Source organism: Roseovarius conchicola, assembly GCF_041403425.1.
In the GTDB taxonomy this organism is placed as follows: Bacteria; Pseudomonadota; Alphaproteobacteria; order Rhodobacterales; family Rhodobacteraceae; genus Roseovarius; species Roseovarius conchicola.
On the sequence record NZ_JBGEHK010000002.1, the window covers coordinates 455,471 to 480,434 of the forward strand.

Here is a 24,964-nt window from a genome sequence, read left to right on the forward strand (position 1 = left end):
TGGTTCAGGCCGCCCGGCGTGCTTGTGACACGTCAAGCGGGAACACCTTGGCCGGGTTCAGCAGCCATTTGGGATCAAACACATCCTTTACCGCCATTTGAATTTCCAGATCGGCAGGTTCGTATTGATGGGTCATCAGATCACGCTTTTCGATCCCCACACCGTGTTCGCCGGTCAGGCAACCTCCCACCTCGACGCAGAGCTTCAGAATTTCGGCACCGAACGCCTCGCACAGCTCCAGATCGCCGGGTTTGTTGGCATCAAACAGGATCAGCGGGTGCATGTTGCCGTCGCCTGCGTGGAACACATTGCCCACATCCAGACCAAACTCCTTGGACATCTCGCCGATACGTTTCAGGACATGCGGCAACTGGCTGACCGGGATCGTGCCATCCAGACACATGTAGTCGTTGATCTGGCCCATTGCGCCAAAGGCCGATTTGCGGCCCAGCCAGATTTTCGCACTTTCCTCGGCCGAGTTGCTTTCGCGCAGTTCGACCGGATTATGCGAGCGGGCGATGGCCATGATGGTTTCCAGCTGCTCGTCAATCTCGGCATCACTGCCTTCGACCTCGACAATCAACAGCGCCTCGCAATCCGGGTAACCCGCCTTGGCAAAAGCCTCGGTGGCGCGGATGCACGGGCGGTCCATGAATTCGATCGCGACCGGCAGAACGCCCGCCTTGATGATATCTGACACGCAGGCCCCCGCCACTTCGTTGCTGTCAAAGCCCATCAGCACGGGGCGCGCGCCTTCGGGTTTGCGCAGGATACGCAAGGTCGCCTCGGTCACCACGCCCAGCTGTCCTTCCGAGCCACAGATCAGGCCCAGCATGTCATAACCTTCGGCATCCAGATGCGCGCCACCAATCTCAACCACGGTGCCATCCATCAACACCATGGTCACGCCCATCAGGTTGTTGGTGGTCACACCGTATTTCAGACAATGCGCGCCGCCAGCGTTCATCGCAATGTTGCCGGCAATGGCACAGGCCAACTGGCTGGACGGATCGGGGGCGTAGAAAAAGTTCTCCTCCTCAACCGCGCCGGTGACGCTGAGGTTGGTGCGCCCGGATTGAACGCGGATAAACCTGTTTTCATAATCGGTTTCCAGCACATCGTTCAGCCGAGCGATGCCCATGATCACGCTGTCCTCTGTGGGCAATGCACCACCGGCCAGCGAGGTGCCCGATCCGCGAGGTACGACCGGCACGCCCAGCTGGTGGCAGATTTTCAAGACGTCTGACACTTCCCGCGTGCTGGAAGGCAGCACGACACAAAGCGGTGGGCATTTGTAAGCAGTCAGCGCGTCACATTCATAGGCGCGCGTTTGGGCGGGATCATGTATCACCGCATCCTCGGGCAGAACCTCTTGCAAACGTGAAATCAGCTCGGGCTTGCGGGCCAGAACGGCGGGATCGGGTTTGGGCATCTGCATAAGGGGACTCCTATATTGGTAATAAAATATAACCAATTTTGGAATTAGGCAAGAAGAGTCTGCGCGGCATTCGCGCCCGGCGCACAAAATGCTCTTGAAACACGGCCACACACAGACGTGACTCCCCACCGCGGGCATGATCCCTATATTGGGCGGTATGAAACGATTTGCCTTCGCTCTCGCGCTGATCTGCGCCCCGACTCTCGCTTTGTCCGACGATCCTGAAGTTGTCGATGTTTCCGTCGAGAAAACCGGAATGACATGGCGGATGGATGTGACGATACGCCATGACGATACAGGCTGGGATCATTACGCCGATGGGTGGGAGGTGCTGGATGCGCATGGGAATCGTCTGGGTTATCGCAAGCTGATGCATCCGCATGTTGACGAACAGCCCTTTACCCGCTCTCTCAGTTCGCTGGTCGTGCCGGACGGCACGCGCGAAGTGTTTCTGCGGACCCACTGCTCGCAGAAAGGCTGGTCCGAAGAGCGCGTGAGGGTCGAACTGCGGCCTTAACGCCGCCCTTCGCGCAGCCAACCACCCACAATCAGTCCTGAAATCAACAGCAGCACCAGCCATGCGGGCAGTAAGGCGATCTGCGTCACATTCAGCGTTTCATAGGCCTCGCGCGGGGTGATTCCGATCCAACCGCGACCCGCCGCGGGACGGCCCTCGCGCACGGCGCGGATGCGCGGCACTCCGTCTTCCAGCGCCCGGATGCCGCCATTCGTGGACTCGATCAGCGGGCGCAGCGCCTCGCCACTGGCCAGGGTTTCCTCGAACTCGACCGGCGAGGCGGGGCCAAGGCCGATCACCGCGCTGTGTTCATCATTGGCCAGCCGGTAAAGCCCGATCTCGGGGCCATCGAACACCGTCTCAAACCGTCCCGGGCTGACCTCGTCCAGGGTCAGTTCCAGTTCTTCACCCGAAGGAGTGATGATCGTTACGGTGCCCACCTCGTCCGACAGGCTTTGGCGGGTGATGCGCATGCTCTGTCCAGTGGCCTCGGCCGACAGGGCCTCTTCTTCGAGCTCGGGTTCTTTCATCATCCAATGGGCCAGACGGCGCAGCAATTCCAGTTGCGGGCCGCCACCCTCATAGCCGCGATGCCACATCCATGCGTGATCCGACGCCAGCAGCGCCACGCGCCCTTCACCCACGCGATTCAGCATCAACAGAGGCTTTTCATCAATGCCTGACATCACCACGTGACCCTCTTGCGGGACCACTTCGATCTGGCGCAACCAGCGGCCCCATTCGCCATCAAATTCCTTCTCCAGCCCGGCGGTCACCGGGTGGCGCTGTCCCAGATCGGTGACGGTTGGCCGGTAATGTTCTTCCAACACGCGGGCGGTGGGGCGCCCCGGCACAATGGTTTCAATCGGTGTGCGGAAAATGCTGTCGGCGCTGGCAAAGTCCGGCCCTGCGGCGATCAGAACAGCGCCGCCCTTCTCCACGTAAGAACGCACATTATCCAGATAGATCGACGGCAGGATGCCGCGCCGCTTGTAGCGATCAAAGATGATCAGGTCGAAATCCTCGATCTTCTCAAGGAACAGCTCGCGTGTCGGGAACGCGATCAGCGACAATTCCCGCACCGGCACGCCATCCTGTTTCTCGGGCGGACGCAGAATGGTGAAATGCACCAGATCGACCGAGCTGTCAGATTTCAGAAGATTGCGCCATGTGCGTCCCCCGGCATGGGGTTCACCCGATACCAGCAATACGCTCAGGCGGTCCCGCACGCCGTTGATCTGCACCAACGCGCGGTTGTTGCGGTCCGTCAACTCGCCCTCTGCAAGGGGGGTCGAGAACTCAAGAACGTTCCGTCCCCCATGAGGCAGTTTCAGCGGCAGGTCGATGGGCTGGCCCAGCGGGACGTCGAACATCTGCGGTGTGTCACCATCAACCGAGACCTCCAACGGCACGCTGGTCAGGCCAATGGGGGCATTGCCGCGATCTTCGATCTGCAAGGTCATGGTGACCTCTTCGCCCAGAATGGCAAAAGCAGGGGCATTGCTGATGGTCAGTCGCCGGTCCCAATCATCTGTCAGCCCTGTATGCAACAAATGCAGCGGGGCGGGCATCTCGGGCGCGCGATCCAGATCATGCAAACGGCCATCTGACAGCAAAACAGCACCGGCTATGCGCCCGCGCGGTTCCTCGGCCATCGCCTCGCTCAACGCGGTCATCAACTGGGTGCCGGTATTGTCCTCGCCATCGGGCAGCGTAATGCGGCGCAACTCGGTATTGTCCATCGCGTTGATACTTGCGGCGATGGTCTCGGCGGCAGTGCTGGTGCGCGTGGCGCGGTCTGAAAGCTGTTGACTGGCACTCTCATCCGCGACCATCAGAACGATATCGGTGAGGCGTTCACGCTCTTCCTGCTGATAGACCGGCCCGGCCAGCGCCGCGATCACCGTGAGCGCCGCCAGGCCCCGCAAGGCCCAGCCGGACAGGCCCCGATGCAGGGCAAGGGCAACAGCCGTGAGGGCCACACCGCCCAGAACCGCGATCAGCCACCAGGGCAGAAGGGGATCAAAGACGATGCTGATATTCATTGGCCCAGCCTGTTCAGCAAGGCAGGCACATGCACCTGATCGGATTTGTAATTGCCGGTCAGCACATGCATCACCAGATTGACGCCAAAGCGGTAAGACAGCTCACGCTGCCGTTCGCCCGCAAAGCCGCGCCCAACGGGAAACAGCGGGTTGCCGCGATTGTCCATCGCCCAGGCCGAGGCCCAGTCATTGCCGCCAATCACCACCGGCGTGACGCCATCGTTGAGGTTGCGAAACGGCATCCCTTCAATCTGTTCGGCATCCGGTGGGGCCGCTTCGACCCACACGCCGCGCCCGGCATGACGCCCCGGGAAATCCTGCAGCAGATAGAAAGTGCGCGTCAGAACGTGATCTTCGGGCAGCGGCTCTAATGGCGGAATGTCTAAGGGGGCCGCCAGCCGTTGCAGCTTGGCCCCATTGGGCGAAGAGGCCCCGAAGGCGGCGATATTGGCATCGCGCGTGTCAAATAGGATCATGCCCCCGGTGCGCAGATAGGTGTTAAGGCGTGCATAGGCCTCGGCCGAAGGCTGTGGCTGATCTGGTGTGATGGGCCAGTAAAGCAGCGGAAACACCGCCAGTTCGTCGGTTTCCAGATCGACGCCAATCGGATCGGCTGGCTCGACAGATGTACGGAAAAACAGCGTCTCGCTGAGCCCGACAAGGCCCGCCCTTGCGGTGTTGTCCAGCGTTGTATCGCCCGTCAGAACATGGGCCAGCACCAGTTCGGAGGTGGCCAGCGCGGTCTTTTCGTCCTGCGCTTCGCCGGTTTGGGGCAGGGCCATCAGCAGACCAAGCATCAAGGCCGCGCGCGCAGGAACCAAACGTCCCGACAAAGCCAGTGACGCAATCACATCGGCGGACAAAAGCAGCAGAGCCAGCGCCAGCAACCAGCCACTCAGCGGTTGCTCGGCAGGGCGCGACAGCCCCGTGACCGGCACATCCGCAGGCCAGCTGACCGGCTCCAGAACGGTTTCCGCTTCAAGCACATTGCGTGCGATGCGGCGATCGGGCCCATCATAGAGACCGGGACGAAGGTCAGGGCCAAGGGCCGCGGTGATCAACTGATCCCCTGGCACACCTGGCAGATTGCCCGCGTCAGCCAGACGCCCCTGACCATCCAGCACCTTGATGGGCTGCCATGTGGTCCCGGCCAGATCCTCGGCGTCGGGTTGGGTGATCGACGACGAAACGGCAAGCCGTTCCAGCATCTGTACAAACAGACCAGACAGCGGCAGGGTCGACCATTCGGCATTGGCAGTGACGTGGAACAACACCACCTGCCCATCGCCGACCCGCTTGCGGGTTACCATCGGGGTGCCATCGCTCAGCTGTGCAATCACACGCTCGGCCAGTGTTGGATCAGGTTGCGCCATGACCTGCGCACTGACGCGGACATCCTCGGGGATATCGAGGCCGAAAAACGGGCTGCTCTCGGTGAAGGGGGCCAGCGATTTCGGTTCACCCCAACTCATCGCACCACCCACACTGCGCCCACCCGAGCGCAGGCGGACCGGCATCAGGGGCGCTTCTTCACTGCGCGACACATCACTGGCCGCCAAACGTGGCCCCGCAAAGCGCAGCAACATGCCGCCTGCGTCCAGCCACTCCAGCAATGCAGCCTGTTCGGCCCCTGATAGCGTGGCCACATCGGCCAGAACGATCACATCGGGGTTGGCGGGCAGGATATCCATCAACGCACCGTCCAGCAGATCGGCGGTTGGGATCAATGCCTGTTCGAGGAAATGCAGAGGCGAGAGCAGCTCCAGCCCTTCCCGGTCCTCACGCCCCGCGATCAGGGCCACTTCGCGCCGTTTCAGGCTGTCATCGGACAGGGTTACCGCCCCGGCATGATCTTGCCCTGCAATCTCGAATCGGCTCAGCCGTGCGCGCAGTTCGGGCGGAAGCGATAACTCTCCAATTGTTTCTGAGGCCCCGGGTTCAAACGTCATCGGCAAGGTGGCCAGCAGACGCGAAACGCCTGAGGGGTCGCGCCCATGCGCCTCGACCGTGATTTCACGCGCCAGATCGGTGGTGCTGCGCCGGGCGGTCAATTGCACATTCCCCTCGGCCAAACCCGCGGGGGCCAGCGCCAGAACCGGACGCGGGCTTTCATAGATCGAGACCGGGCCGCGCGCCTGCACCGCGCTCAGCACATCCTCGCGCCCCTCGCGGGTCAGACCGTCCGAGAACCAGCGGGTTTCAAAGCTGCCATCGCCCAGCATCGCGGTAGCCTCACCCAGCGTCTCTGGTGTCGGTGCCCAAGGCTCGGGTCCCAACCCGGACAGGCGCGTGCGCCATGTCTCGGCCGCCTGGAAAGAGGGCGTCTCGGGATCGCTCAACCGCATCACGGCGACGGTGCGCCCTTCGCGCCCGGCCTCGGCCAACATGTCGTCCAGCAATGCCTGTTGCGCGGCCCAATCACGCCCGCTGGCCCAGCTTCCATCCAGCAGGATCAGCAGGGGGCCGCTCGCGCGCGTCTCACCCTCGGGCTTGGGATTCAGAACGGGACCTGCCAGACCGACAATGACGGCAGCAACCGCCAGCATCCTGAGCAGCAACAGCCACCAAGGCGTGCGATCCGTGACGCTGTCATCATCCTTCAGCCCCAAAAGCAGTGCGACACCGGGAAACCGCCGCCGGATCGGCGCAGGCGGGACCGCGCGCAGGATCATCCACAGAATAGGTAATAGCGCGAGCGCCACCAACAACCACGGCTGGGCAAATCCGATGGGGCCAAAGATCATGCCGCTGCCCCCTGTTCAAAGGCCTGATACAGCCATAAAAGCGCCGATTGCGCCGAGTCCGACGTGTGATGGCAGTGATACTGCCAGCCGGTCAGGGCGCAAAGCTCGCGCAGCTCGGCCTTACGTTCGGCCAGCCGGGTCAGGTATCTGTCGCGCAGTTCAGAGGCTTTCAGTGTTTCATGCGCCAGCGTGCCACCAACGCTTTCAAAAATTGTGCGTCCTCTGAACGGAAATGCCTCTTCCACCGGGTCCAAAATCTGAAGGACCACGCCCTGCACTCCGCGATCTGCCGCCATCAGCAACGCGTCGCGCACCGGTTCGATCTGCCCCATGAAATCGGATACCAGCAGGGCGCGCCCATGTGAGGCCATTCCGCGCAAATCGGGTTTGCCGTAATCATCCGGGCTTTCAATCGTCAGCGCCTCGGCCAGCCGGGCGAGTTGTGCTTCGCCACGGCGCGGTGGCAAGGACGTGCCGGTCAGGCCGACGCGCTCGCCGCCCCGGTTCAGCAATACGGCCACGGCCAGCGCCAGAACCCGCGCGCGATCCGCCTTTTCGGGCAGGTTTTCATCCGAGGCGAAGCGCATTGAGGCTGCTTCATCCACCCAGAGCATCACCGATTGGGCAATCTGCCATTCGCGCTGTTTCACGAATTGCGCATCACTCCGGGCTGATCGACGCCAGTCGATCAACCGCCGTGAATCACCGGGCTGTACCGGGCGGTATTGCCAGAAATCATCGCCCATGCCCGATCGCCGCCGCCCATGTTCCCCCAACAGAACAGCCCCCGCCAAATGTTCGGCGCGGGCCAAAAGCGCTGGGAAGCGGGCCGCCTCGGCCTCTGCCCGGGCGCGGAGGGGGATAGGTTGAGTCAAGCGGCTGCCTCAACCCGGGTTACGGTTTCAGCAGTGCGCGTGATCAGATCGGTCAGGTTATCACCGCGCGCGCGGGCGGCAAAATTGAGCGCCATCCGGTGGCTGAGAACGGGTTGCGCCAGCGCTGCGACATCATCCACATCCGGGGCCAGCCGCCCTTGCAGCATGGCCCGCGCCCGCACGGTCAACATCAGGGCCTGCGCCGCCCGCGGACCGGGACCCCAGGCCACGCTTTCGCGCACCGTATCGCTGGCGGTGGTATCCTCGGGACGGAAGGCGCGTACGAGATCCAGAATGGCCTCCATCACACTTTCCCCCACCGGCATCCGGCGCAGCAATTGTTGGGCTTCGACCAGTTCAGCCGCAGTAAACACCTGATGCGCCTCTTCCTCGGTCGCACCGGTCGTGGCCAGCAGAATATCCCGTTCGGTATCGCGATCCGGGTAGGGCACGTCGATCTGCACCAGGAAGCGGTCAAGCTGCGCTTCGGGCAGGGGATAGGTGCCCTCCTGTTCAATCGGGTTTTGCGTCGCCAGTACATGGAAGGGCGCGTCCAGCGGACGATCCTGCCCGGCAACGGTGACCTGACGTTCCTGCATCGCCTGCAGCAACGCCGACTGAGTCCGCGGGCTGGCGCGGTTGATCTCGTCCGCCATCAGAAGCTGACAGAAGATCGGGCCGGGAATGAACTTGAACGCGCGGCTGCCATCGGCACCGGTTTCCAGAACTTCACTGCCCAGAATATCGGCGGGCATCAGATCGGGCGTGAACTGAATGCGGTGGCCATTGAGGCCCATTACGGTGCTCAGAGTTTCCACCAGCCGGGTTTTGCCAAGCCCGGGCAGACCGATCAACAGCCCGTGACCGCCACACAGCATTGCCGAGAGCGACAGATCGACGACCGTCTCTTGCCCGATAAAGCGTTTGGTGATCGAGGCCCGCGCCTGCGCCAGCTTATCTTCCAGCGCCTCAATCCCCTGCAACAACTCGGCCTCATCACTCATGGCAAATCTCCTCAGCAATCTATATCCCTTGAGGTAGAGTGTATCGCGCGAGAACGAAATGGCAAAAGCAATGAGCGATAAGCAGATCACGTCCCCGTCAGCAGAAAGCCTTGAGGCCTCTGTCAAAGCCGCCAAAACCCCCGGATTGCCGCCGATTCATCTGTGGAATCCGCCCTTTTGCGGCGACATAGATATGCGCATCGCACGGGATGGCAGATGGTTCTATGAAGGCACACCGATCAACCGGCCCGGGCTGGTGCGGCTTTTCTCGACAATTCTGAAGAAAGAGGGTGACAGCTATTTCCTGGTCACCCCGGTCGAGAAGGTGGGCATCACGGTGGACGATGCCCCCTTTGTGGCCGTCGATTTCGAGGTGAAAGGCGACGGGGTCAATCAGATGCTGCAATTTGAAACCAATGTCGGTGACACCGTGTTGGCCAGCACCGAAACACCGATCCGCGTTGTGCGGGATGAGGGCACGGGTGAACCGTCGCCCTATGTCATGGTGCGCGATGGGCTGGAGGCGCTGATTGATCGCAAATCCTTTTACCGGCTGGTCGATATCGGCGCGCATCACGAGGGCTGGTTTGGTCTCTGGTCTGGTGGCGAATTCTTTGGCATTATCCCGTCGGAAGATCTGCCGGAGTCCTGACATGCCCCGTTTTGCCGCCAACCTGACGATGCTGTTTCAGGAAGTTCCGATGTTGGAGCGGTTTGAGCTTGCCAAAGAAGCTGGGTTCGATGTGGTCGAGATCCTGTTTCCCTATGAAGAACCGGGCCAGGATATTCGCAGCGCTCTGATCCGCCATGATCTGTCGCTGTGCCTGATTAACTGCCCCCCGCCCAACTACAATGGTGGCGCGCGCGGGTTCGCAGCCGTGCCGGGCGGCGAGGATCGGTTTCGGTATGATTTCAAACGGGCGCTGCGCTATGCCAGCCTTCTGAAACCGACGTTTATTCACATCATGAGCGGTGAGGCCGAGCAAGGCGACGCAGCGCATCAGACCCTTGTTGAAAACCTGCGCTGGGCCTGTGCCGAGGCGCCCGAGCAATCGCTGACGATCGAGCCGATCAATACCGATGATCTTCCGGGCTATTATCTCTGCGATTTTGACCATGCGGTGGCGGTGCTGGACGAGGTGGGCGCGCCCAATCTTGGGTTGCAGTTTGACGCCTATCACGCCCACAAGATTACTGGCGATACCATGGCCCTCTGGGACAGGCTCGGGTCTCGTGCCGTGCATGTACAAGTCTCCGCAGCCGAGGGGCGGCATGAGCCGGTGAAAGGTGCAATTGACTATCCGGCGTTTTTTGACCGGCTGGACCGCGACGGATATGCGGGCGTCGTCAGCGCCGAGTATCATCCGGCCGGACGAACCAGCGATGGTCTTGGCTGGCTGCCCTGAGCCAGCAACGGCGTTCCGATCAACGGCGTGAACAGTTCAGAGTTTCGCGTGGCTTCCATCGCAGACAGGTGTTTTGCCCGTGGCCTTGCAACCGCAAAAGAAGACCTTGCCGTCTTTTTCAGCCGTGTATTTCACTGGCGAGAAATCAGTATCCTTGTGGCTGCCGTCACAAAAGGGTTGCTTGCTGCTTTTGCCGCACGCGCACCAGAAGTAGTTTTTCCCGGCTTCCACTTCGACTGGGTAGGGTGCTTTTTGGGCGATTTCAGGCGTCGACATTACTCTCTCCGATTTTAGTCTCTTCCAGAAGCTATCGCGGGCAGCTTCTTTGACCAGCCAAAATCACTCATTAACGAGACATCATCCGCGACTCTGGGAAATACAAAGGAGTATAGCTTTGTCGTTGTGACAGCGCATGGATGGCTTCTGGCGACATCAGGTCCGATCCCCGGGTAACATCACACCGAGACGCGCATTCCGCCGATAAAGCTGCGGGGCGAGGCCCCGAATTTCCGGGCGTATTCACGGCTGAACTGCGTGGCGCTGTCATAACCGACCGCGCGAGCAGCGGCGGCCACGGCGCTGTTACCGCTGGCAATCAGGCGACGCGCCTCGAACAACCGCAAGTCTTTCTGGTACTGCAAGGGCGTCGTGCCGGTAATCGTCTTGAAATTCGCATAAAAGGCCGAGTCGCTCATGCCCGCAACTTTGGCCATCTCGGCCATGTTGAGGGGATTGCGAAAGCCTTGCCGGATGCGCGCAATCACCCGAGCAACACGACTTGCCTGACTGTCGCGGATCAGCAATTGACGCAGCATGCCGCCATGCGGGGCCATCAGCAGGCGGAAATGGATTTCACGCAGCAGAAGCGGGGCCATTACGTCGGTTTCCCACGGTTTGGAACTGAGTGCGAAATAGCGCCCCAGCGCATCAATCAAAGCATCATCCGTGGTGGCCACGGCCAGGGCGGTACCTTCCGTCTGGTCAAAAACCGTATCGCCGATCTGATCATAGAGACCGCGCATCACGGTCAGATCAAGGGTCAGATTGAGCGCCAGGTATGGCGTCTTCTGATCTGCGACGGTGATGTGATTTGTCGAAAACAACGCGTGGCTGAGAATCTGCGACTGCCCCGCCCCCGACTTGACCGTCAGGCCGGCCGCCGTGGTTGCCTTTTCCCCCTGCAGGATCAGGCAAATTGAAGGTGTGCCCAAATGGGCCTCGGGATTGGTAGGTACAGTGTTCCGCTGAACCGACAGATGAGGAAGACCCGTGGCCAAAGACGCACCATTCTTCCAGTGTGGGTTGATGTAGCGATCAACCTTCCGCGCAAGTATCTCTAATGTCATGACGCCCCCCAGCGTTGGCGAACGTGATACTGCGATCCGGCCTGTCAGGCACGAAAAAATCCCGAAAACCGGGGAAACAGGCAGTTAACGATTTGGAAACGATTAGGTTGGGTTAGGATTTCTGAGAGCGCTGGGAGGCCTCGGCGCATTGCCCAAAACACCAACCTTGTGTGTTCAGTGCGCTTCCGCCCAGTTGCCGCCCTGACCCGCATCCACAATCAGCGGCACGTCAAGATGCACCGCAGGATCGGCGGCCGCTTCCATGACGTCGCGGGCGGTCTGGATCAGCGCTTCTTCAGCACCCTCGGACACCTCAAAGATCAGTTCGTCATGCACCTGCAGCAGCATTTTCGCGGGCTGTCCCTCGATGGCGTCCGGCATGCGGATCATCGCACGGCGAATGATATCGGCGGCGGTGCCCTGAATGGGGGCGTTGATCGCGGCGCGCTTGGCGAACCCGGCGCGGGGGCCTTTTGCCGCAATCTCGGGCGTGTGGATTTTGCGCCCGAACAGCGTCTCAACATGGCCATGCTCTTTGGCGAAGGCGATGGTCTCGTCCATATAGGTGCGGATGCCGGGGAAACGTTCAAAATAGCGGTCGATAAAGCCCTGCGCCTCGGCGCGGGGAATGCGCAGATTGCGGGCCAGGCCGAAGCTCGAGATGCCATAGATCACCCCAAAATTGATCGCCTTGGCGCGGCGGCGGATTTCGGGGGTCATGTTGTCCATCGGCACGTCGAACATTTCCGAGGCGGTCATGGCATGGATGTCGTCGCCACGTTTGAACGCCTCTTTGAGGGCCGGAATATCGGCGATATGGGCAAGAATACGCAGTTCGATCTGGGAATAATCGAGGCTGACCAATGTATTGCCGGGTTCCGAGATAACAGCCTCGCGGATGCGACGGCCTTCCTCGGTGCGCACGGGGATGTTTTGCAGGTTCGGATCGGTCGACGCCAGGCGGCCTGTCGACGCCCCGGTCTGCACATAAGAGGTGTGCACGCGCGTGGTGTCCGGGTCGATGTGATCCTGCAACGCGTCGGTGTAGGTGGATTTCAGTTTGGAAAGTTGCCGCCAGTCCAGCACGCGGGCAGGCAACTCGTGTTCGGTGGCCAAGTCCTCCAGCACATCGGCCCCGGTGGCATAGGCCCCGGTCTTGCCCTTCTTGCCGCCCTCAATGCCCATTTCATCAAACAGGATTTCGCCCAGCTGTTTGGGACTGCCGACATTGAAACTGCGCCCGGCCAGTTCGTGAATTTCCGCCTCAAGCCCGGCCATTTTCTGAGCAAAGGCATTGGACATGCGGCTCAGAACCTCGCGGTCAACCTTGATGCCGTGCCGTTCCATCTGCGCGAGCACGGGCGCGAGCGGGCGTTCCAGCGTTTCATAAACGGTGGTGACCTTCTCAACATGCAGGCGTGGTTTGAACAGATGCCACAGGCGCAGGGTGATATCGGCATCCTCGGCGGCGTATTTCACCGCCTCGTCAATCGGGACGCGGTCAAAGGTGATGGCCGATTTGCCCGTGCCCAGCAGGGTCTTGATCGGGATCGGGCTATGCGCCAGGTAGCGCTCTGACAGGGTGTCCATGCCGTGATTGTGGATGCCCGAGTTCAACGCGTAGGACATCAGCATCGTGTCGTCGAACGGAGCAATATCAACGCCATAGCGGGCCAGCACCTTAGCGTCGTATTTCATATTCTGCCCGATCTTGAGGATCGCATCATCCTCGAACACCGGTTTCAGCGCGGTCAACACAGCCTCAAGTTTAAGTTGCCCATCCAACAGTGCATCCGAGCCGAACAAATCATCGGCATTGCCATCCTTGTGTTGCAACGGGATATAGCAAGCCTGACCAGGCTGAATGGCAAGGCAGATGCCCACCAGATCCGCCTGCATTTCATTGAGCGAGGTGGTTTCAGTGTCCACCGCCACATAGCCCTGATGTCGGATCAGCCTGATCCATGTGTCCAGCTTCGCCATGTCCGAGACACGCTCATAGGCATCCGGGTCTATGGCGGGCCATTCCGGGGCATACTGCGGGGTCGCGGCAGGGGTGTCTTCGATCACCGGAGGTTCGGTGCCAAGCGCGTCGGCAATACGTTTGGACAGGGTGCGGAATTCCATCTCGGCGAGGAAACCAAGCAGTTTGTCCGGGTCCGGGTCACGCACCTCAAGATCATCCAGGGTGAATTCCAGCGGGGTGTCGCAATCCAGCTGCACGAGGCGCTTGGACAGCTCGATCTGTTTGCGGTGATCAATCAGGGTCTGGCGGCGCTTGGGTTGAGGAATTTCCTCGGCCCGGTCTAGAAGGCGCTCCAGGTCACCAAATTCGTTGATCAGCAAGGCGGCGGTTTTGATGCCGATGCCCGGCGCGCCGGGAACGTTGTCAACGCTGTCACCGGCCAGTGCCTGTACATCCACAACCCGTTCCGGGCCGACGCCGAATTTCGCCTCGACACCCTCCACGTCGATGCGGTTGTTTTTCATCGCATCAAACATTTCGACCCCGCCGCCGACCAGTTGCATCAGATCCTTATCGGAGCTGATGATGGTGCAACGGCCCCCCGCCTTGCGCGCCTGTACCGACAGGGTGGCGATGATGTCATCGGCCTCATAGCCCTCAAGCTCCTTGCAGGCGATGTTGAACGCCTCGGTTGCCGTGCGGGTCAGCGGGATTTGCGGGCGCAGGTCTTCGGGCATCGCCTCGCGATTGGCTTTGTACTCGGAGTACATCTCGTTGCGGAAGGTGTGGCTGCCCTTGTCGAAGATTACCGCGACATGGGTGGGGGCATCCGGTCCGTTATTGTCCGAGATATAGCGTTGCAGCATGTTGCAGAACCCGCTGACGGCACCAATCGGCAATCCATCGGATTTGCGGGTCAGCGGCGGAAGGGCGTGATAGGCGCGAAAGATGAAGGCCGAGCCGTCAATCAGATGCAGGTGGCAGCCTTTTCCGAAGGTCATTTGCGCGTCTCCCATGTGCGTTGGCCAAGATATGCCATGCGCAAGGGGCGGGGGCCAGACCCGGTATCAAGAACGCCGCATAAACAAGGTGCCGCCTTTGTCCAATTCTGCACTCCAGGCCACGGGGCTATTGGCAAAGACACGTTTGAAACCCTCCATGTTCGAGCGTTCGTCGGCGATCAGCACCCAACCGGTTTCCGAGACGCTGCGGATCAGGCGGCCAAGCGTCTCAGGCTGTGCGTCTTTGGGCAGCATGTGCAGGGTCCGGTCGATCAGCAAAATGTCGAATGTGCCTTCCGGGACAAAGCTGGTGATGTCAGCAACGATGCCTTCGACCTGCAGGTTTTCGCGCTCTGCCGCCGCGACCATGTCGCGAATGCCGTTGGGCGAAAGATCAACGCCAACGACACGATGTCCCATGCGTGCGATAAAAAGTGCGTCCCGCCCCTGGCCGCAGCCAACATCCAGAATCCGAAGGGAGGCGCCTGTCAGCCCTTGAAAGAATTCAACAAACACGGACGTGGGTTCGCCCAGTGCCTGTGGGGTCGATCCATATAGTTTGTCATAGTTATACGCCATGCGCAGACCCCAAAGGTGCGACCCGTAAAGGCCCAAGAGATATATTCTGAGGCCGGCTCTATAGAGTTTCTGCTCAGTTCCGCTTCAATTGCTGCAACAGTTCCGCCGAGGGGAAACCATCTGGCGTTACCCCGATAGATTGCTGAAACGCCTTGATGGAGCGCGTTGTATTCGGCCCCAGAATCCCGTCGATTTTCTCCAGCGGATAGCCTTTGCGCTTCAACCGACGCTGGATTTCCTTGCGTTGCTCGAACGTGACGGGCGTATAGCCGCGCGGCCAGCTGGCCTGAATCGCAGGGCCGCCTTTGATCCGATCACCCAGGTGGCCGACACCAATCGCGTAGGCATCGGCATTGTTGTACCGCTTGATCACGTCGAAATTCTTGAACACCATGAACTTGGCCCCGGCAGGCCCCGCGGGCATCAGAATGCGGGCCGATCCGTGATTGGGTACGGGTTTGCCATTCATGGCCACCACGCCGCGCGCGGCCCAGTCCGAGGGCATCCGCTTGGCCGAGGTCGCACCAAATCCTTTTGGCACCTTCACTTCGACCCCCCAAGGCATGCCTTTGACCCAGCCAAACCGCTTGAGATAGGCGGCTGTCGAGGCCAGCGCATCCGCCGGGTTATCCGACCAGATATCGCGTCGCCCGTCGCCGGTGATATCTACCGCGTAGGCCAGGTAAGAGGTCGGGATAAACTGTGTATGCCCCATCGCCCCCGCCCACGATCCGGTCATGTTGCGCGGGGCCACATCGCCTGATTGCAGGATTTTCAGCGCCGCGATCAGCTGTTTTTCAAAGAACGCACCGCGCCGTCCGTCATAGGCCAATGTCGCCATCGACTCGATCAGGTTGATATCGCCCATCCGCGTGCCATAGCGGCTTTCCAGTCCCCAGACGGCCGTAACCACTTCTTTCTCGACGCCATAGGTGCGCTCGATCGTTTCCAAGGTGCGCCGATGTTTGCGCAGCGCTTTTTTACCCTCGCTGACCCGGTCAGGCGAGGCGGCGGAATCCAGATAATCCCAGATATTGCGTTTGAATTCGGCTTGGTTGCGATCCTTGTCGATCACATCGGCATTATACCGCACACCGCGAAAGGCCCGGTCAAACACCGACGCCTTGATGCCTTGGGACAGGGCACGCCCGCGAAACCCCTTGATCCAGTTCTGGAATTTCGGGTTGGACGAGGCAAGGATAACATCCCCCTGACCCAGGCCCTCGGGGCGCAGCGCCGGTCGCATTGACCTTAGCGGAACGTCCTTGATCACTACCACGTCCAGTGGTGTCACCGTACCCGGCCGTAACACCGGCCTGATCGATGTATCAACTGGCGCCGCCTCGGCGGCCACCGCTGTCAGAAGTCCTGTTATAGCAAACCCAAACGCACCTAAACGCATTGCCCGGCCCCTTATTTTTGTTTTGTTTACTCTAGCGCGAATTGAGCAGAATCAAAAGACAGGATCGCCCTGCAAAGCAAGCGATTGCCGATAGCCTCCAGTCCTTCGGAGGTTGCGCAAGGATGGCCATCGGTTGGATCGTAAGTCCGCGCTACACAAAAAGATCATCACCAGAAGCGCCGAACCTGCGTAAGATGGCCCAAACAGCGGAGGACAGAATGAATAAAGCAAAAGTAGCCACTCTGGCAGACGTGCCAGATCGCAAGCCACAATATGCTTTGGTGGGTGAGGTCGACCTTGTGGTCGTGCGGTTTGATGAGGAAATCTCGGTCTTTTATGGCCGTTGTCTGCATCGCGGGGCGTTGATGTCGGACGGGTTTGTCAGCGGCGACAACCTGATCTGCGGCGTGCATTACTGGGACTACCGGCTGGACAGCGGCGTGTCGGAATACGCCAATGACGAAGCACTGCCCAGGTTCAAATCGTGGGTTGAGGATGGCGATATCTGGGTGGACAAAGACGAGATCAATGCCTGGGCGCTCGAGAACCCACAGCCTTTCGATCGTGACGCCTACCTGGGGCTTTACGCCGACACCAGCCATGGCACCGAGGAAGAGCCTTACAATGGCTTGATCCAGAAATACGCCAAGGACGGGCTGAGCAAGACAGGCCATCATGGCGCTGTTGAATCGATGGGCGTGCCGCGCAACCAACTGCCGGATTGGGACGATATTCAGATCCTCACAGCACAATTGCACAAAGCGCCTTTGCTGGACGAGGACCCGGTGGGCACCGATGTGGTGATCGGCCCGAATGCGCAAAAACCGCTCACGTTGAAAATCCCGCTATTTGTTTCGGACATGAGCTTTGGCGCACTGTCGGAAACCGCCAAGGTCTCGCTGGCCATGGGGGCCGAGATGGCGGGCACTGGTATCTGTTCAGGCGAGGGCGGGATGCTGCCCGAAGAACAGGCGGCCAACAGCCGGTATTTCTACGAACTGGCCTCGGCTCGCTTCGGGTTTTCCTGGGACAAGCTGGAGAACGTGCAGGCCTTTCATTTCAAAGGTGGACAAGGCGCCAAGACCGGTACGGGTGGCCATCTGCCCGGCAATAAGGTGAAGGGCAAAATCGCCGAAGTGCGCGGGCTGGAACCCGGACAGGGCGCGATTTCACCGCCGCGCTTCCCGGAATGGACCGAGCCTGCACAGATCAAGGAGTTTGCCGATGAGGTACGCGACCGAACTGGCGGTATTCCCATTGGCTATAAGCTGTCGGCGCAGCATATCGAGAAGGATATTGATGCTGCGTTAGAGATTGGCGTCGATTACATCATCCTCGATGGGCGCGGGGGCGGCACGGGGGCGGCTCCGATTATCTTCCGTGACAATATTTCCGTCCCCACCATCCCCGCGTTGGCCCGCGCGCGGGCGCATCTGGACCGGTTAAAGCGGGGCGATGTCACGCTGGTGATCACGGGTGGCCTGCGCAAGCCCGCCGATTTCGTCAAGGCCATGGCGCTGGGCGCGGATGCGATTGCGGTGTCCAACTCGGCGATGCAGGCGATTGGCTGTCTGGCCATGCGGGCCTGTCACACCAACAACTGCCCCGTCGGGATCGCCACGCAGAAACCGCATCTGGTCAGCCGACTGATCGCCGAGAAATCGGCCAGGCAGCTGGCCAATTTCTTCGAGGCTTCGGTCGAGCTGATGCAGGTAATGGCGCGCGCCTGTGGCCATGACCACCTGTCAGGCTTCAATGCCGATGATCTGACCACCTGGCAGCGCAACATGTCTGACCTCTCGGGCGTGACCTATGGCGGCGTGGCATAAGGGAGAAAGCGCAACGCGCCCAAGCAGGGCAGATCTGGGAAACCGGTGTCGCCAATCCTTCCTTTGCCCACCTCTAGGGTGGGCCTTGCGAGAAGGTGAGCAACTCTGCGGACATTGAAACTGCCACCGCAACTGTTTTGGAGATCAACGGACCTGCTCTGGTGGAAATGGCGACCGAGGCTGAACTGGCCTGACGTTCCCATCGGGTCAGGCGCTTTCGTGCCCCATGAAAACATACCCGACCCCATGCACGGTCACGATCAGTTCCGGCGATTTGGGATCAGTTTCGATCTTGGTCCGCAATCGCCCGATCAGCACATCCACCGTGCGATCATAGGGTTGCCATTCGCGTGACGTCAGGCAATCGAGCAGCAGATCACGCTGAAGCACCCTTCCGGCGCGCTTTGCCATGAAACTCAGCAGTTCGAACTCGCCCCGGGTCAGATGCACATCCTCGCCATCGGGGTCTGTCAGACGCCGGGCACTGCGGTCCAGAAGCCATCCGTCAAACTCCTGCTGGTCGCCCTTCGCGCGCAGCGGGACTGTCGGGTTGGCCATGCGGCGCAGGATATTCTTGGTGCGCACCAGCAATTCACGCAGGTTGATCGGCTTATCAAGGTAGTCATCTGCGCCAATCTCAAGCGCCACGATATGATCCACATCCTCTGTCCGTGCGCTCATCACGATCACCGGCACGTCCGAGCTTTTGCGCAATTCGCGCAGGATCGTCAGGCCGTCTTTGCCCGGAAGGCGGATATCCAACACCACCAGATCAATGGCATGGCGGCGCAGTTCCTGCTCCATTTCATTGCTGTCACTGGCACGCCGAACGCGGTACCCTTCAACCTCGAAATAGCTGGCAACCGCCTCAAGGCTGGTCGGATCATCCTCTACGATCAGGATCTGTTTTGGCATGATCATTGCGCGCGCCCCAGGTTGTTTACATCATGTTTACATAAAATTACCAAAGGTTCAAAGCCCTAAGGCAACCTGTTTACAGCCCTCGTCTAACACCTCTGTGACGAAGGAGGCTGCGACAATGATCAAACGGCTATGGAACAGGTTCTGGGGACCTGCGGGGACAATCTCGCTTGGGGTTCTGGCAATCGGCGGGTTTGTTGCCGGGATTGTCTTCTGGGGCGGGTTCAACACCGCCATGGAATACACGAACGAGTTGGAATTCTGCATTTCCTGTCATGAAATGGCAGAAAACGTCTATCCCGATTACAAAGCCTCGCCGCATTTCATGAACGCGTCCGGTGTGGGCGCAATCTGTTCGGATTGCCATGTTCCCAAGAAATGGTTCCCCAAGGTCATCCGCAAGGTGCAGGCCACCAAAGAGCTTTACGGCCACTTCACCGGCAAGATCGACACGCCTGAAAAGTTTGAAGAGCACCGCGCCGCGATGGCGATGAAGGTCTGGGCCAAGATGGAGGCCAACGATTCGCTGGAGTGCCGGAATTGCCACGACGAGTCGCATATGGATTTCGCTCTTCAGAGTGAAAAGGCCGCCAAGGAAATGAAGGCTGGTTTTGAACGCGGCGACACTTGTATCGACTGCCACAAGGGTATCGCTCACCGCCTGCCGGATCTGTCGAAGGGCTATCGCAAGAAGTTCGAGGATCTCACGGCCATGGCTGAGGCGCACAGCCCTTCAGGTGACACCGCCTATCCGTTGGTCACGATCCCGTTCTTTGCCTCGGCCGCCGAAGTCGAAGCGGGTGAAGACGCTATTGGTCAGTTCCTGGCCGCCACCGAGTTGAAGGTCGTCGACCGTGATAACGGTATGCTGAAGGTTGCCGTTGAAGGCTGGCAGCAGGATGGCGTGGAGCAGGTTGTTTATGCCCTGCGCGGCCAGCGGATTTTCGAGGCAACGGTCAAGAAATCGGCGATCGACATTATCGAAACCCACGGAACCGAAACCGATGAGAATACCGATCTCGTTTGGCACCAGGTCAGCCTTGAAGGTTGGGTTGCCCCTGGAACGTTGCTTGAGGATGACGAGGAAATCTGGGCCTACACCAAGGAAATGTACGGGGCCAGCTGTGGCATGTGCCACTCCAAACCCGACCCTGGACATACCCTGGCCAACCAGTGGATCGGTGTCCTGAAGTCGATGAAACGCTTTATCACGCTGGACAAGGAAGAATACCGCATCCTGCAGAAATACCTGCAACTGAATGCCAAGGACACCGGAGCGGCAGGGCATCATGACTGAGTATGTTCCCCTTGCACTGTCCTATCGCTGGCTGGCGCAATTCTTCCTGTCGCCGCCTTCGGCTGAGCAGCTTGAGCAGTATCGTGGTCCGGACGGGCAGCAGGTCTTGTCAGCCTGCCGCTCGGTGCCCGCACTGGCCCCGGTGGTCGGACTGCTCGACGCGATGATTGCACCCGGTCAGGATCTTGAGGCTGAACAGAAGGGGTTTGCCCGCGCTTTCAGTCAGGCCTTCGATGTGGGTGGGCCGCGCTCTGCGCCACCCTATGCCTCGGTCTATGTCAGCGAACGCGGGCTGCTCTGCCAAGAACCGACGCGCGAGATGAACCGCATCCTGTCCGGATTGCAGATGACATTGCCCGGCGGTGTGAACGAACCTTCGGATCATATAGCCATTCAATTGCATGTCGCAGCCGAGTTGTGTGACCGCGAGCAGGCAGGACAGCACCTGCCGATCCCGACCGTCGCGTTTCTGGAACAACACCTGTTGAACTGGTTGCCAGAATTTGCTGATCGCTGCGCGCGGCTGTCCGGCCCGCCGCGGATCAGCCTTTTGACGAATGCAGCGTTGGACCTCGTGCGCGCGGACATCAAGGAGCGCCGCAAGGACCAGCCGGATCACGAGCAAGTTGCACGCGTTGCCCAAAGCGCCCTCGGGGCGATCAAGGCAACCTATTAGACGGCCAGACTGTGCCGCGAAGAGATGATGAAATAAGGCGCATTTACGATCTGTTTACATAAATTTACACCCGGTTAAACGGTTCCCCGCACCTCATTCACATCGCTTTGAAACACTCACGCAAAACGCGGTGGGCCGGCCTTTGGCCCTTGCCGCACAGGACGACCAAGCAATGGAGGGAACACAGATGTCGAGACATGATAGAAACGCGATTTCACGCCGAAGCGTGTTGAAGGGGGCCACGGCCCTTGGGGCGTTCAGCGCCTTTGCGCCTGCAATTTTGCGGCCGGGGGCCGCACAGGCCGCGACCGCCGGTGAGGTTCTGACCGGATCGCACTGGGGGGCGTTCCACGCCACGGTCGAGGACGGCGTCTGGACCAAGCTGCGCGCCTGGGGCGAAGATCCGAAACCCTCGCCCCAACTGGAAGGTGTGATGGACAGCGTCTATTCTCCCAGCCGGATCAAATACCCGATGGTCCGTAAGGCCTATCTGGAAGGCGGCCCGGGCGCGGCCCCCGAGGACCGCGGCAGCGAAGAGTTCGTGCGCGTCAGCTGGGATCAGGCGCTGGAACTGGTCACAAATGAGCTGAAACGCGTCAGCGACACGTATGGCCCCACAGGTATTTTCGCAGGCTCCTACGGTTGGAAAAGCTCTGGCAAGCTTCATAACTGTCAAAACCTTCTGCGCCGTGCCCTGAACGTCGGCCTCGAAGGCAAGTTCGTGAACAGCTCGGGGGATTATTCAACCGGGGCAAGCCAGATCATCATGCCCCATGTGATGGGCACGCTGGAGGTCTATGAACAGCAAACCGTCTGGCCCGTGGTGGTGGAAAGCACTGACGTGCTGGTCTTCTGGGGGGCTGACCCGATCAAGACCAACCAGATCGGCTGGACCGTGGCCGACCATGATGGCTATCCCTACATGGAAGACTTCAAAAACACCGGCAAGAAGGTGATCGTGATCGATCCGATCCGCACCGAAACCGCCAAGTTCTTCGATGCTGAATGGATTCCGATCCGCCCGCATACGGATGTGGCGATGATGCTGGGCGTGGCACATGCGCTCTATTCCGAAGGGATGCACGACCAGGACTTCCTCGATGAATACACCGCCGGGTTCGAAGATTTTCTGCCCTATCTGACGGGTGAAAGCGATGGCACGCCGAAAACACCGGAATGGGCTGCAGAAATCTGTGAAGTGCCTGCCGAACAGATCAAGGAACTGGCCAAACTGTTTGCCGACAACCGCACCATGTTGAGTTCGGGGTGGTCGATCCAGCGTCAGCACCACGGCGAACAATCGCACTGGATGCTGGTCACGCTGGCCTCGATGCTGGGTCAGATCGGTCTGCCCGGAGGCGGCTTTGGTCTCAGCTATCACTATGCCAATGGTGGCTCTCCTTCGGCCAATTCGGTCGTGCTTCCGGGGATTTCGGACGGTGGTGCAGCCGTGGAAGGCGCGGCCTGGCTTACCGAAGCTGGGGCTGCGTCGATCCCGGTCAGCCGGATTGTCGAAATGCTCGAAAATCCCGGTGGCGATATGGATTTCAACGGCACACGGACGCAATATCCGGAAGTGAAGATGGTCTACTGGACCGGTGGCAATCCCTTTGCACACCACCAGGATCGCAACCGGATGATCAAGGCCTGGCAGAGCTTGGAAACCGTGGTCGTACAGGACTTCCAGTGGACCGCCACCGCACGGTTCGCCGACATCGTTCTTCCCGCCACCACATCCTACGAACGCAATGATATCGAGCATATCGGGGATTACTCGCTGAAAGCGATCCTTGGCATGAAAAAGGTCGTTGACCCGGTCTTTGAATCGCGCACCGATTTCGACATCTTCGCCGAGATCGCCGACCGGCTGGGAGCGGGCAACGACTTCACCGAAGGCAAGGACGAGATGGCCTGGATCAAGGGCTTTTACGAGGATGCCGCCAAGCAAGGACCAGCCAAGGGTGTGGAAGTGCCCAGCTTTGACGACTTCTGGGAGGCGGGCGTGGTTGTCTTTGACATCCCCGACAGCGCCAAACAGTTCGTGCGCTATGCCGATTATCGCGATGATCCTTTGCTGGAACCGCTGGGCACGCCCACCGGCAAGATCGAGATCTTCTCGCGCAATATCGAGAAGATGGGCTATGCCGATTGCGGGCCACATCCGATGTGGATGGAACCGGTCGAGCGGCTGGGCGGCAATCAACCCTATCCGCTGCACGTCAATTCGGGCCACCCTGAATACCGCCTGCACTCGCAGCTGTGCGGCACCAAGATCCGCGATCTCTACACGGTTGCAGGGCGCGAACCTTGCGTGATCAACACCGAGGATGCCGCCGCGCGTGGCATTGCCGATGGCGACGTGGTGCGCATCTTCAATGACCGTGGTCAGGTGCTGGCCGGTGCGATCGTGACGGATGACATCCGCCCCGGCGTCCTGCGCCTCTATGAGGGCGGCTGGTACGATCCGGTCAATGGCGGCGAGGCTGGATCGCTGGATGCCTACGGTGACGTGAACTGCCTGACCGTGGGTCACGGCACCTCAAGTCTGGCACAGGGCAATTGCGGCCACACCGGTTTGGCCGATGTCGAGAAGTTCACAGGCGATCTGCCTGATGTGAACGTCTTTGACGCCCCGGCCGAGGGCTGAACAAACACCCGCATGGCGCGCCGATCCCCGTGCGCGCCATGCTTTCCTGACTGAGGTCGCATGATGCAGACCGTTCTCCTTAGAAGTCTTCTCGCGTTTCTGCTGGTGATCCTGTCGCTCAGCACAGCGCAGGCGCAGGACAGCCGAGACACCCGCTATCTTGATGGCACCTACGAGGTTTGGGCCAGCCCGGATGAGGCGGCCCGCCCGATTGGCAAATTGCTTGTGGCGGCCCCTTTGCAGGTTGTCTCACAGACTGGCGATTGGGTTGAAGTATCGCTGGAGGGCTGGACGCAGACGGGTGCCGAACGAGTGCTTTACGCCGCGCCAGGCATCCGCGTTTTGCGCGCTGCGCTGGCCAAGTCCGCGACCGACCAGTTGCAGTTTTCTGAATCAATCACAGACCCTGATACCGATCTGATCTGGACCCGCACGGCGCTGACCGGCTGGTTGAAGGCGCCTGTCTTGCAACCCAGCTTGCAGGATATCTGGGACCGTGCAGAACCACTGTTTGGCGAACGATGCACGGCTTGCCATCAACGGCGCATCGCCGATCACTACACCGCCAATCAATGGACCAGCCATTTGAAGGTCATGGGGCCGCGCACCGGATTGCCCAAGGATGACCAGTTCCTGATCCGCGCTTACTTGCAACATCACGCCAAGGATGCTGCCCGCCTGTTCAACACCCCCTGAAAGGAACAGATGATGACATATCCGATGCCCAGGCCCGCCGCGATCACCGCCCTGATCCGCGACAAGGGTCAGCCCGTTGATCCGATGCTGCACGCCGCTGCCAACCTCCTGCGTGACAAGGGGATGCGCGTGGCCGGAGTGGCGCAACAGGCCAGGTCCGGACGGGCCAGTTGCTGTGACGATTTCAGCCTTGTGAACCTTGCAACGGGCGCGCGGCATTGCATTTCTCAGGATCTTGGATCGGGTTCGAAAGGTTGCCGTCTGGATTATGGCACATTGGCCGAAGCCATCGCCGAGATCAGCACCGCGATCACACCGGATACCGACGTGCTGATCCTGAATCGCTTCGGCTATAGCGAATCTCAAGGCGGCGGGTTCCGCCCGTTGGTCGAAAAGGCGCTGGGCCTGAACATCCCGGTTCTGCTTTCGGTCACGCGGTCTTACCACGACGACTGGCGGGCCTATGCGGGCAGCTACGCAACTGATCTGCCAGCGACATCACCACATGTCCGGCAATGGTGCGATGCAATCCTGCGGGCCTCTGTTAAGATAGGGCAAGAGGCATAAGCGCCCCG

The 24,964-nt window shown here is 60.1% G+C and carries 20 protein-coding genes; 9 read left to right on the forward strand and 11 right to left on the reverse strand.

All coding sequences use genetic code 11. The features are described 5' to 3' along the window. Positions 1-4: 4 nt before the first annotated feature. Positions 5-1,438, reverse strand: a complete 1,434-nt coding sequence (locus V6N02_RS08125) for an FAD-linked oxidase C-terminal domain-containing protein (RefSeq protein WP_371225028.1) — start codon at positions 1,436-1,438, stop codon at positions 5-7. Positions 1,439-1,574: 136 nt separating this feature from the next. Here V6N02_RS08125 and V6N02_RS08130 point away from each other — a divergent pair, with 136 nt between their 5' ends. Next, complete coding sequence (locus V6N02_RS08130; RefSeq protein WP_371225029.1) at positions 1,575-1,955, forward strand: hypothetical protein; 381 nt, start codon at positions 1,575-1,577, stop codon at positions 1,953-1,955. On the opposite strand, the gene V6N02_RS08135 is transcribed toward V6N02_RS08130, so the two are convergent. From V6N02_RS08135 to V6N02_RS08150, 4 genes are read right to left on the reverse strand one after another with little or no spacing between them, the layout of a single operon-like run. Then, positions 1,952-4,000, reverse strand: a complete 2,049-nt coding sequence (locus V6N02_RS08135; RefSeq protein WP_371225030.1) for a hypothetical protein — start codon at positions 3,998-4,000, stop codon at positions 1,952-1,954. The two genes, V6N02_RS08130 and V6N02_RS08135, sit on opposite strands and share 4 nt — an antisense overlap. After that, entirely contained in the window at positions 3,997-6,744 is a 2,748-nt protein-coding gene (locus V6N02_RS08140; protein ID WP_371225031.1) for a DUF4159 domain-containing protein, read from the reverse strand. Before V6N02_RS08140 ends, V6N02_RS08135 begins: the two co-directional genes overlap by 4 nt. Then, a complete protein-coding gene (locus V6N02_RS08145) occupies positions 6,741-7,619 on the reverse strand; it encodes a DUF58 domain-containing protein (RefSeq protein WP_371225032.1) in 879 nt (292 codons plus the stop codon). Before V6N02_RS08145 ends, V6N02_RS08140 begins: the two co-directional genes overlap by 4 nt. Beyond that, entirely contained in the window at positions 7,616-8,623 is a 1,008-nt protein-coding gene (locus tag V6N02_RS08150; RefSeq protein WP_371225033.1) for an AAA family ATPase, read from the reverse strand. Before V6N02_RS08150 ends, V6N02_RS08145 begins: the two co-directional genes overlap by 4 nt. Before the next feature lie 70 nt (positions 8,624-8,693). Here V6N02_RS08150 and V6N02_RS08155 point away from each other — a divergent pair, with 70 nt between their 5' ends. Then, complete coding sequence (locus tag V6N02_RS08155; RefSeq protein ID WP_371225034.1) at positions 8,694-9,275, forward strand: DUF1285 domain-containing protein; 582 nt, start codon at positions 8,694-8,696, stop codon at positions 9,273-9,275. A 1-nt stretch (position 9,276) separates the two neighbouring features. Beyond that, on the forward strand, positions 9,277-10,029 hold the full coding sequence (locus V6N02_RS08160; RefSeq protein WP_371225035.1) for a hydroxypyruvate isomerase family protein: 753 nt from the start codon (positions 9,277-9,279) through the stop codon (positions 10,027-10,029). 36 nt (positions 10,030-10,065) lie between these two features. Here the strand turns inward: V6N02_RS08160 and V6N02_RS08165 are convergent, their stop codons facing one another. The 5 genes from V6N02_RS08165 to V6N02_RS08185 form a co-directional block, all read right to left on the reverse strand. Continuing rightward, positions 10,066-10,305 (reverse strand): CDGSH iron-sulfur domain-containing protein, encoded by a 240-nt coding sequence (locus V6N02_RS08165; RefSeq protein ID WP_371225036.1) that lies wholly within the window; start codon positions 10,303-10,305, stop codon positions 10,066-10,068. A 179-nt stretch (positions 10,306-10,484) separates the two neighbouring features. Beyond that, on the reverse strand, positions 10,485-11,375 hold the full coding sequence (locus tag V6N02_RS08170; RefSeq protein WP_371225037.1) for an AraC family transcriptional regulator: 891 nt from the start codon (positions 11,373-11,375) through the stop codon (positions 10,485-10,487). Between the two features lie 174 nt (positions 11,376-11,549). Beyond that, positions 11,550-14,357 carry a DNA polymerase I gene (polA, locus tag V6N02_RS08175; RefSeq protein ID WP_371225038.1) on the reverse strand — a complete coding sequence of 936 codons (2,808 nt, stop codon included), beginning with the start codon at positions 14,355-14,357 and terminating at the stop codon, positions 11,550-11,552. 51 nt (positions 14,358-14,408) lie between these two features. Further along, a complete protein-coding gene (locus tag V6N02_RS08180; protein WP_371225039.1) occupies positions 14,409-14,921 on the reverse strand; it encodes a class I SAM-dependent methyltransferase in 513 nt (170 codons plus the stop codon). 73 nt (positions 14,922-14,994) lie between these two features. Further along, on the reverse strand, positions 14,995-16,323 hold the full coding sequence (locus V6N02_RS08185) for a lytic murein transglycosylase (RefSeq protein WP_371225040.1): 1,329 nt from the start codon (positions 16,321-16,323) through the stop codon (positions 14,995-14,997). Between the two features lie 218 nt (positions 16,324-16,541). On the opposite strand from V6N02_RS08185, the gene V6N02_RS08190 reads away from it, so the two are divergent. Continuing rightward, positions 16,542-18,152 carry a glutamate synthase-related protein gene (locus V6N02_RS08190; protein ID WP_371225041.1) on the forward strand — a complete coding sequence of 537 codons (1,611 nt, stop codon included), beginning with the start codon at positions 16,542-16,544 and terminating at the stop codon, positions 18,150-18,152. Positions 18,153-18,359: 207 nt separating this feature from the next. Here the strand turns inward: V6N02_RS08190 and V6N02_RS08195 are convergent, their stop codons facing one another. Beyond that, positions 18,360-19,067, reverse strand: coding sequence for a response regulator (locus V6N02_RS08195; protein WP_371225042.1), 708 nt, complete (start codon positions 19,065-19,067; stop codon positions 18,360-18,362). Positions 19,068-19,191: 124 nt separating this feature from the next. On the opposite strand from V6N02_RS08195, the gene torC reads away from it, so the two are divergent. The 5 genes from torC to V6N02_RS08220 all read left to right on the forward strand — a co-directional run bounded on the left by torC (position 19,192) and on the right by V6N02_RS08220 (position 24,956). Beyond that, positions 19,192-20,370, forward strand: coding sequence for a pentaheme c-type cytochrome TorC (torC, locus tag V6N02_RS08200; protein ID WP_371225043.1), 1,179 nt, complete (start codon positions 19,192-19,194; stop codon positions 20,368-20,370). Then, the gene (locus V6N02_RS08205; RefSeq protein WP_371225044.1) at positions 20,363-21,046 is read left to right on the forward strand and encodes a TorD/DmsD family molecular chaperone; all 684 of its coding nucleotides are present in this window, start codon (positions 20,363-20,365) and stop codon (positions 21,044-21,046) included. The genes torC and V6N02_RS08205 overlap by 8 nt, the downstream gene beginning before the upstream one ends. A 187-nt stretch (positions 21,047-21,233) precedes the next feature. After that, on the forward strand, positions 21,234-23,693 hold the full coding sequence (gene torA, locus V6N02_RS08210) for a trimethylamine-N-oxide reductase TorA (RefSeq protein ID WP_371225045.1): 2,460 nt from the start codon (positions 21,234-21,236) through the stop codon (positions 23,691-23,693). Positions 23,694-23,756: 63 nt separating this feature from the next. Continuing rightward, entirely contained in the window at positions 23,757-24,389 is a 633-nt protein-coding gene (locus V6N02_RS08215) for a hypothetical protein (RefSeq protein WP_371225046.1), read from the forward strand. A 12-nt stretch (positions 24,390-24,401) separates the two neighbouring features. Next, entirely contained in the window at positions 24,402-24,956 is a 555-nt protein-coding gene (locus V6N02_RS08220; protein WP_371225047.1) for a DUF2478 domain-containing protein, read from the forward strand. The last annotated feature ends 8 nt before the right edge of the window (positions 24,957-24,964 follow it).

Excerpts from the sequence above, each read along its gene's own strand:
- V6N02_RS08125 (WP_371225028.1), bottom strand. The coding sequence starts at position 1,438 with ATGCAGATGCCCAAACCCGATCCCGCCGTTCTGGCCCGCAAGCCCGAG.
- V6N02_RS08130 (WP_371225029.1), top strand. The coding sequence starts at position 1,575 with ATGATCCCTATATTGGGCGGTATGAAACGATTTGCCTTCGCTCTCGCG.
- V6N02_RS08135 (WP_371225030.1), bottom strand. The coding sequence starts at position 4,000 with ATGAATATCAGCATCGTCTTTGATCCCCTTCTGCCCTGGTGGCTGATC.
- V6N02_RS08140 (WP_371225031.1), bottom strand. The coding sequence starts at position 6,744 with ATGATCTTTGGCCCCATCGGATTTGCCCAGCCGTGGTTGTTGGTGGCG.
- V6N02_RS08150 (WP_371225033.1), bottom strand. The coding sequence starts at position 8,623 with ATGAGTGATGAGGCCGAGTTGTTGCAGGGGATTGAGGCGCTGGAAGAT.
- V6N02_RS08155 (WP_371225034.1), top strand. The coding sequence starts at position 8,694 with ATGAGCGATAAGCAGATCACGTCCCCGTCAGCAGAAAGCCTTGAGGCC.
- V6N02_RS08160 (WP_371225035.1), top strand. The coding sequence starts at position 9,277 with ATGCCCCGTTTTGCCGCCAACCTGACGATGCTGTTTCAGGAAGTTCCG.
- V6N02_RS08165 (WP_371225036.1), bottom strand. The coding sequence starts at position 10,305 with ATGTCGACGCCTGAAATCGCCCAAAAAGCACCCTACCCAGTCGAAGTG.
- V6N02_RS08170 (WP_371225037.1), bottom strand. The coding sequence starts at position 11,375 with ATGACATTAGAGATACTTGCGCGGAAGGTTGATCGCTACATCAACCCA.
- polA (WP_371225038.1), bottom strand. The coding sequence starts at position 14,357 with ATGGGAGACGCGCAAATGACCTTCGGAAAAGGCTGCCACCTGCATCTG.
- V6N02_RS08180 (WP_371225039.1), bottom strand. The coding sequence starts at position 14,921 with ATGGCGTATAACTATGACAAACTATATGGATCGACCCCACAGGCACTG.
- V6N02_RS08185 (WP_371225040.1), bottom strand. The coding sequence starts at position 16,323 with ATGCGTTTAGGTGCGTTTGGGTTTGCTATAACAGGACTTCTGACAGCG.
- V6N02_RS08190 (WP_371225041.1), top strand. The coding sequence starts at position 16,542 with ATGAATAAAGCAAAAGTAGCCACTCTGGCAGACGTGCCAGATCGCAAG.
- V6N02_RS08195 (WP_371225042.1), bottom strand. The coding sequence starts at position 19,067 with ATGCCAAAACAGATCCTGATCGTAGAGGATGATCCGACCAGCCTTGAG.
- torC (WP_371225043.1), top strand. The coding sequence starts at position 19,192 with ATGATCAAACGGCTATGGAACAGGTTCTGGGGACCTGCGGGGACAATC.
- V6N02_RS08205 (WP_371225044.1), top strand. The coding sequence starts at position 20,363 with ATGACTGAGTATGTTCCCCTTGCACTGTCCTATCGCTGGCTGGCGCAA.
- torA (WP_371225045.1), top strand. The coding sequence starts at position 21,234 with ATGTCGAGACATGATAGAAACGCGATTTCACGCCGAAGCGTGTTGAAG.
- V6N02_RS08215 (WP_371225046.1), top strand. The coding sequence starts at position 23,757 with ATGCAGACCGTTCTCCTTAGAAGTCTTCTCGCGTTTCTGCTGGTGATC.
- V6N02_RS08220 (WP_371225047.1), top strand. The coding sequence starts at position 24,402 with ATGACATATCCGATGCCCAGGCCCGCCGCGATCACCGCCCTGATCCGC.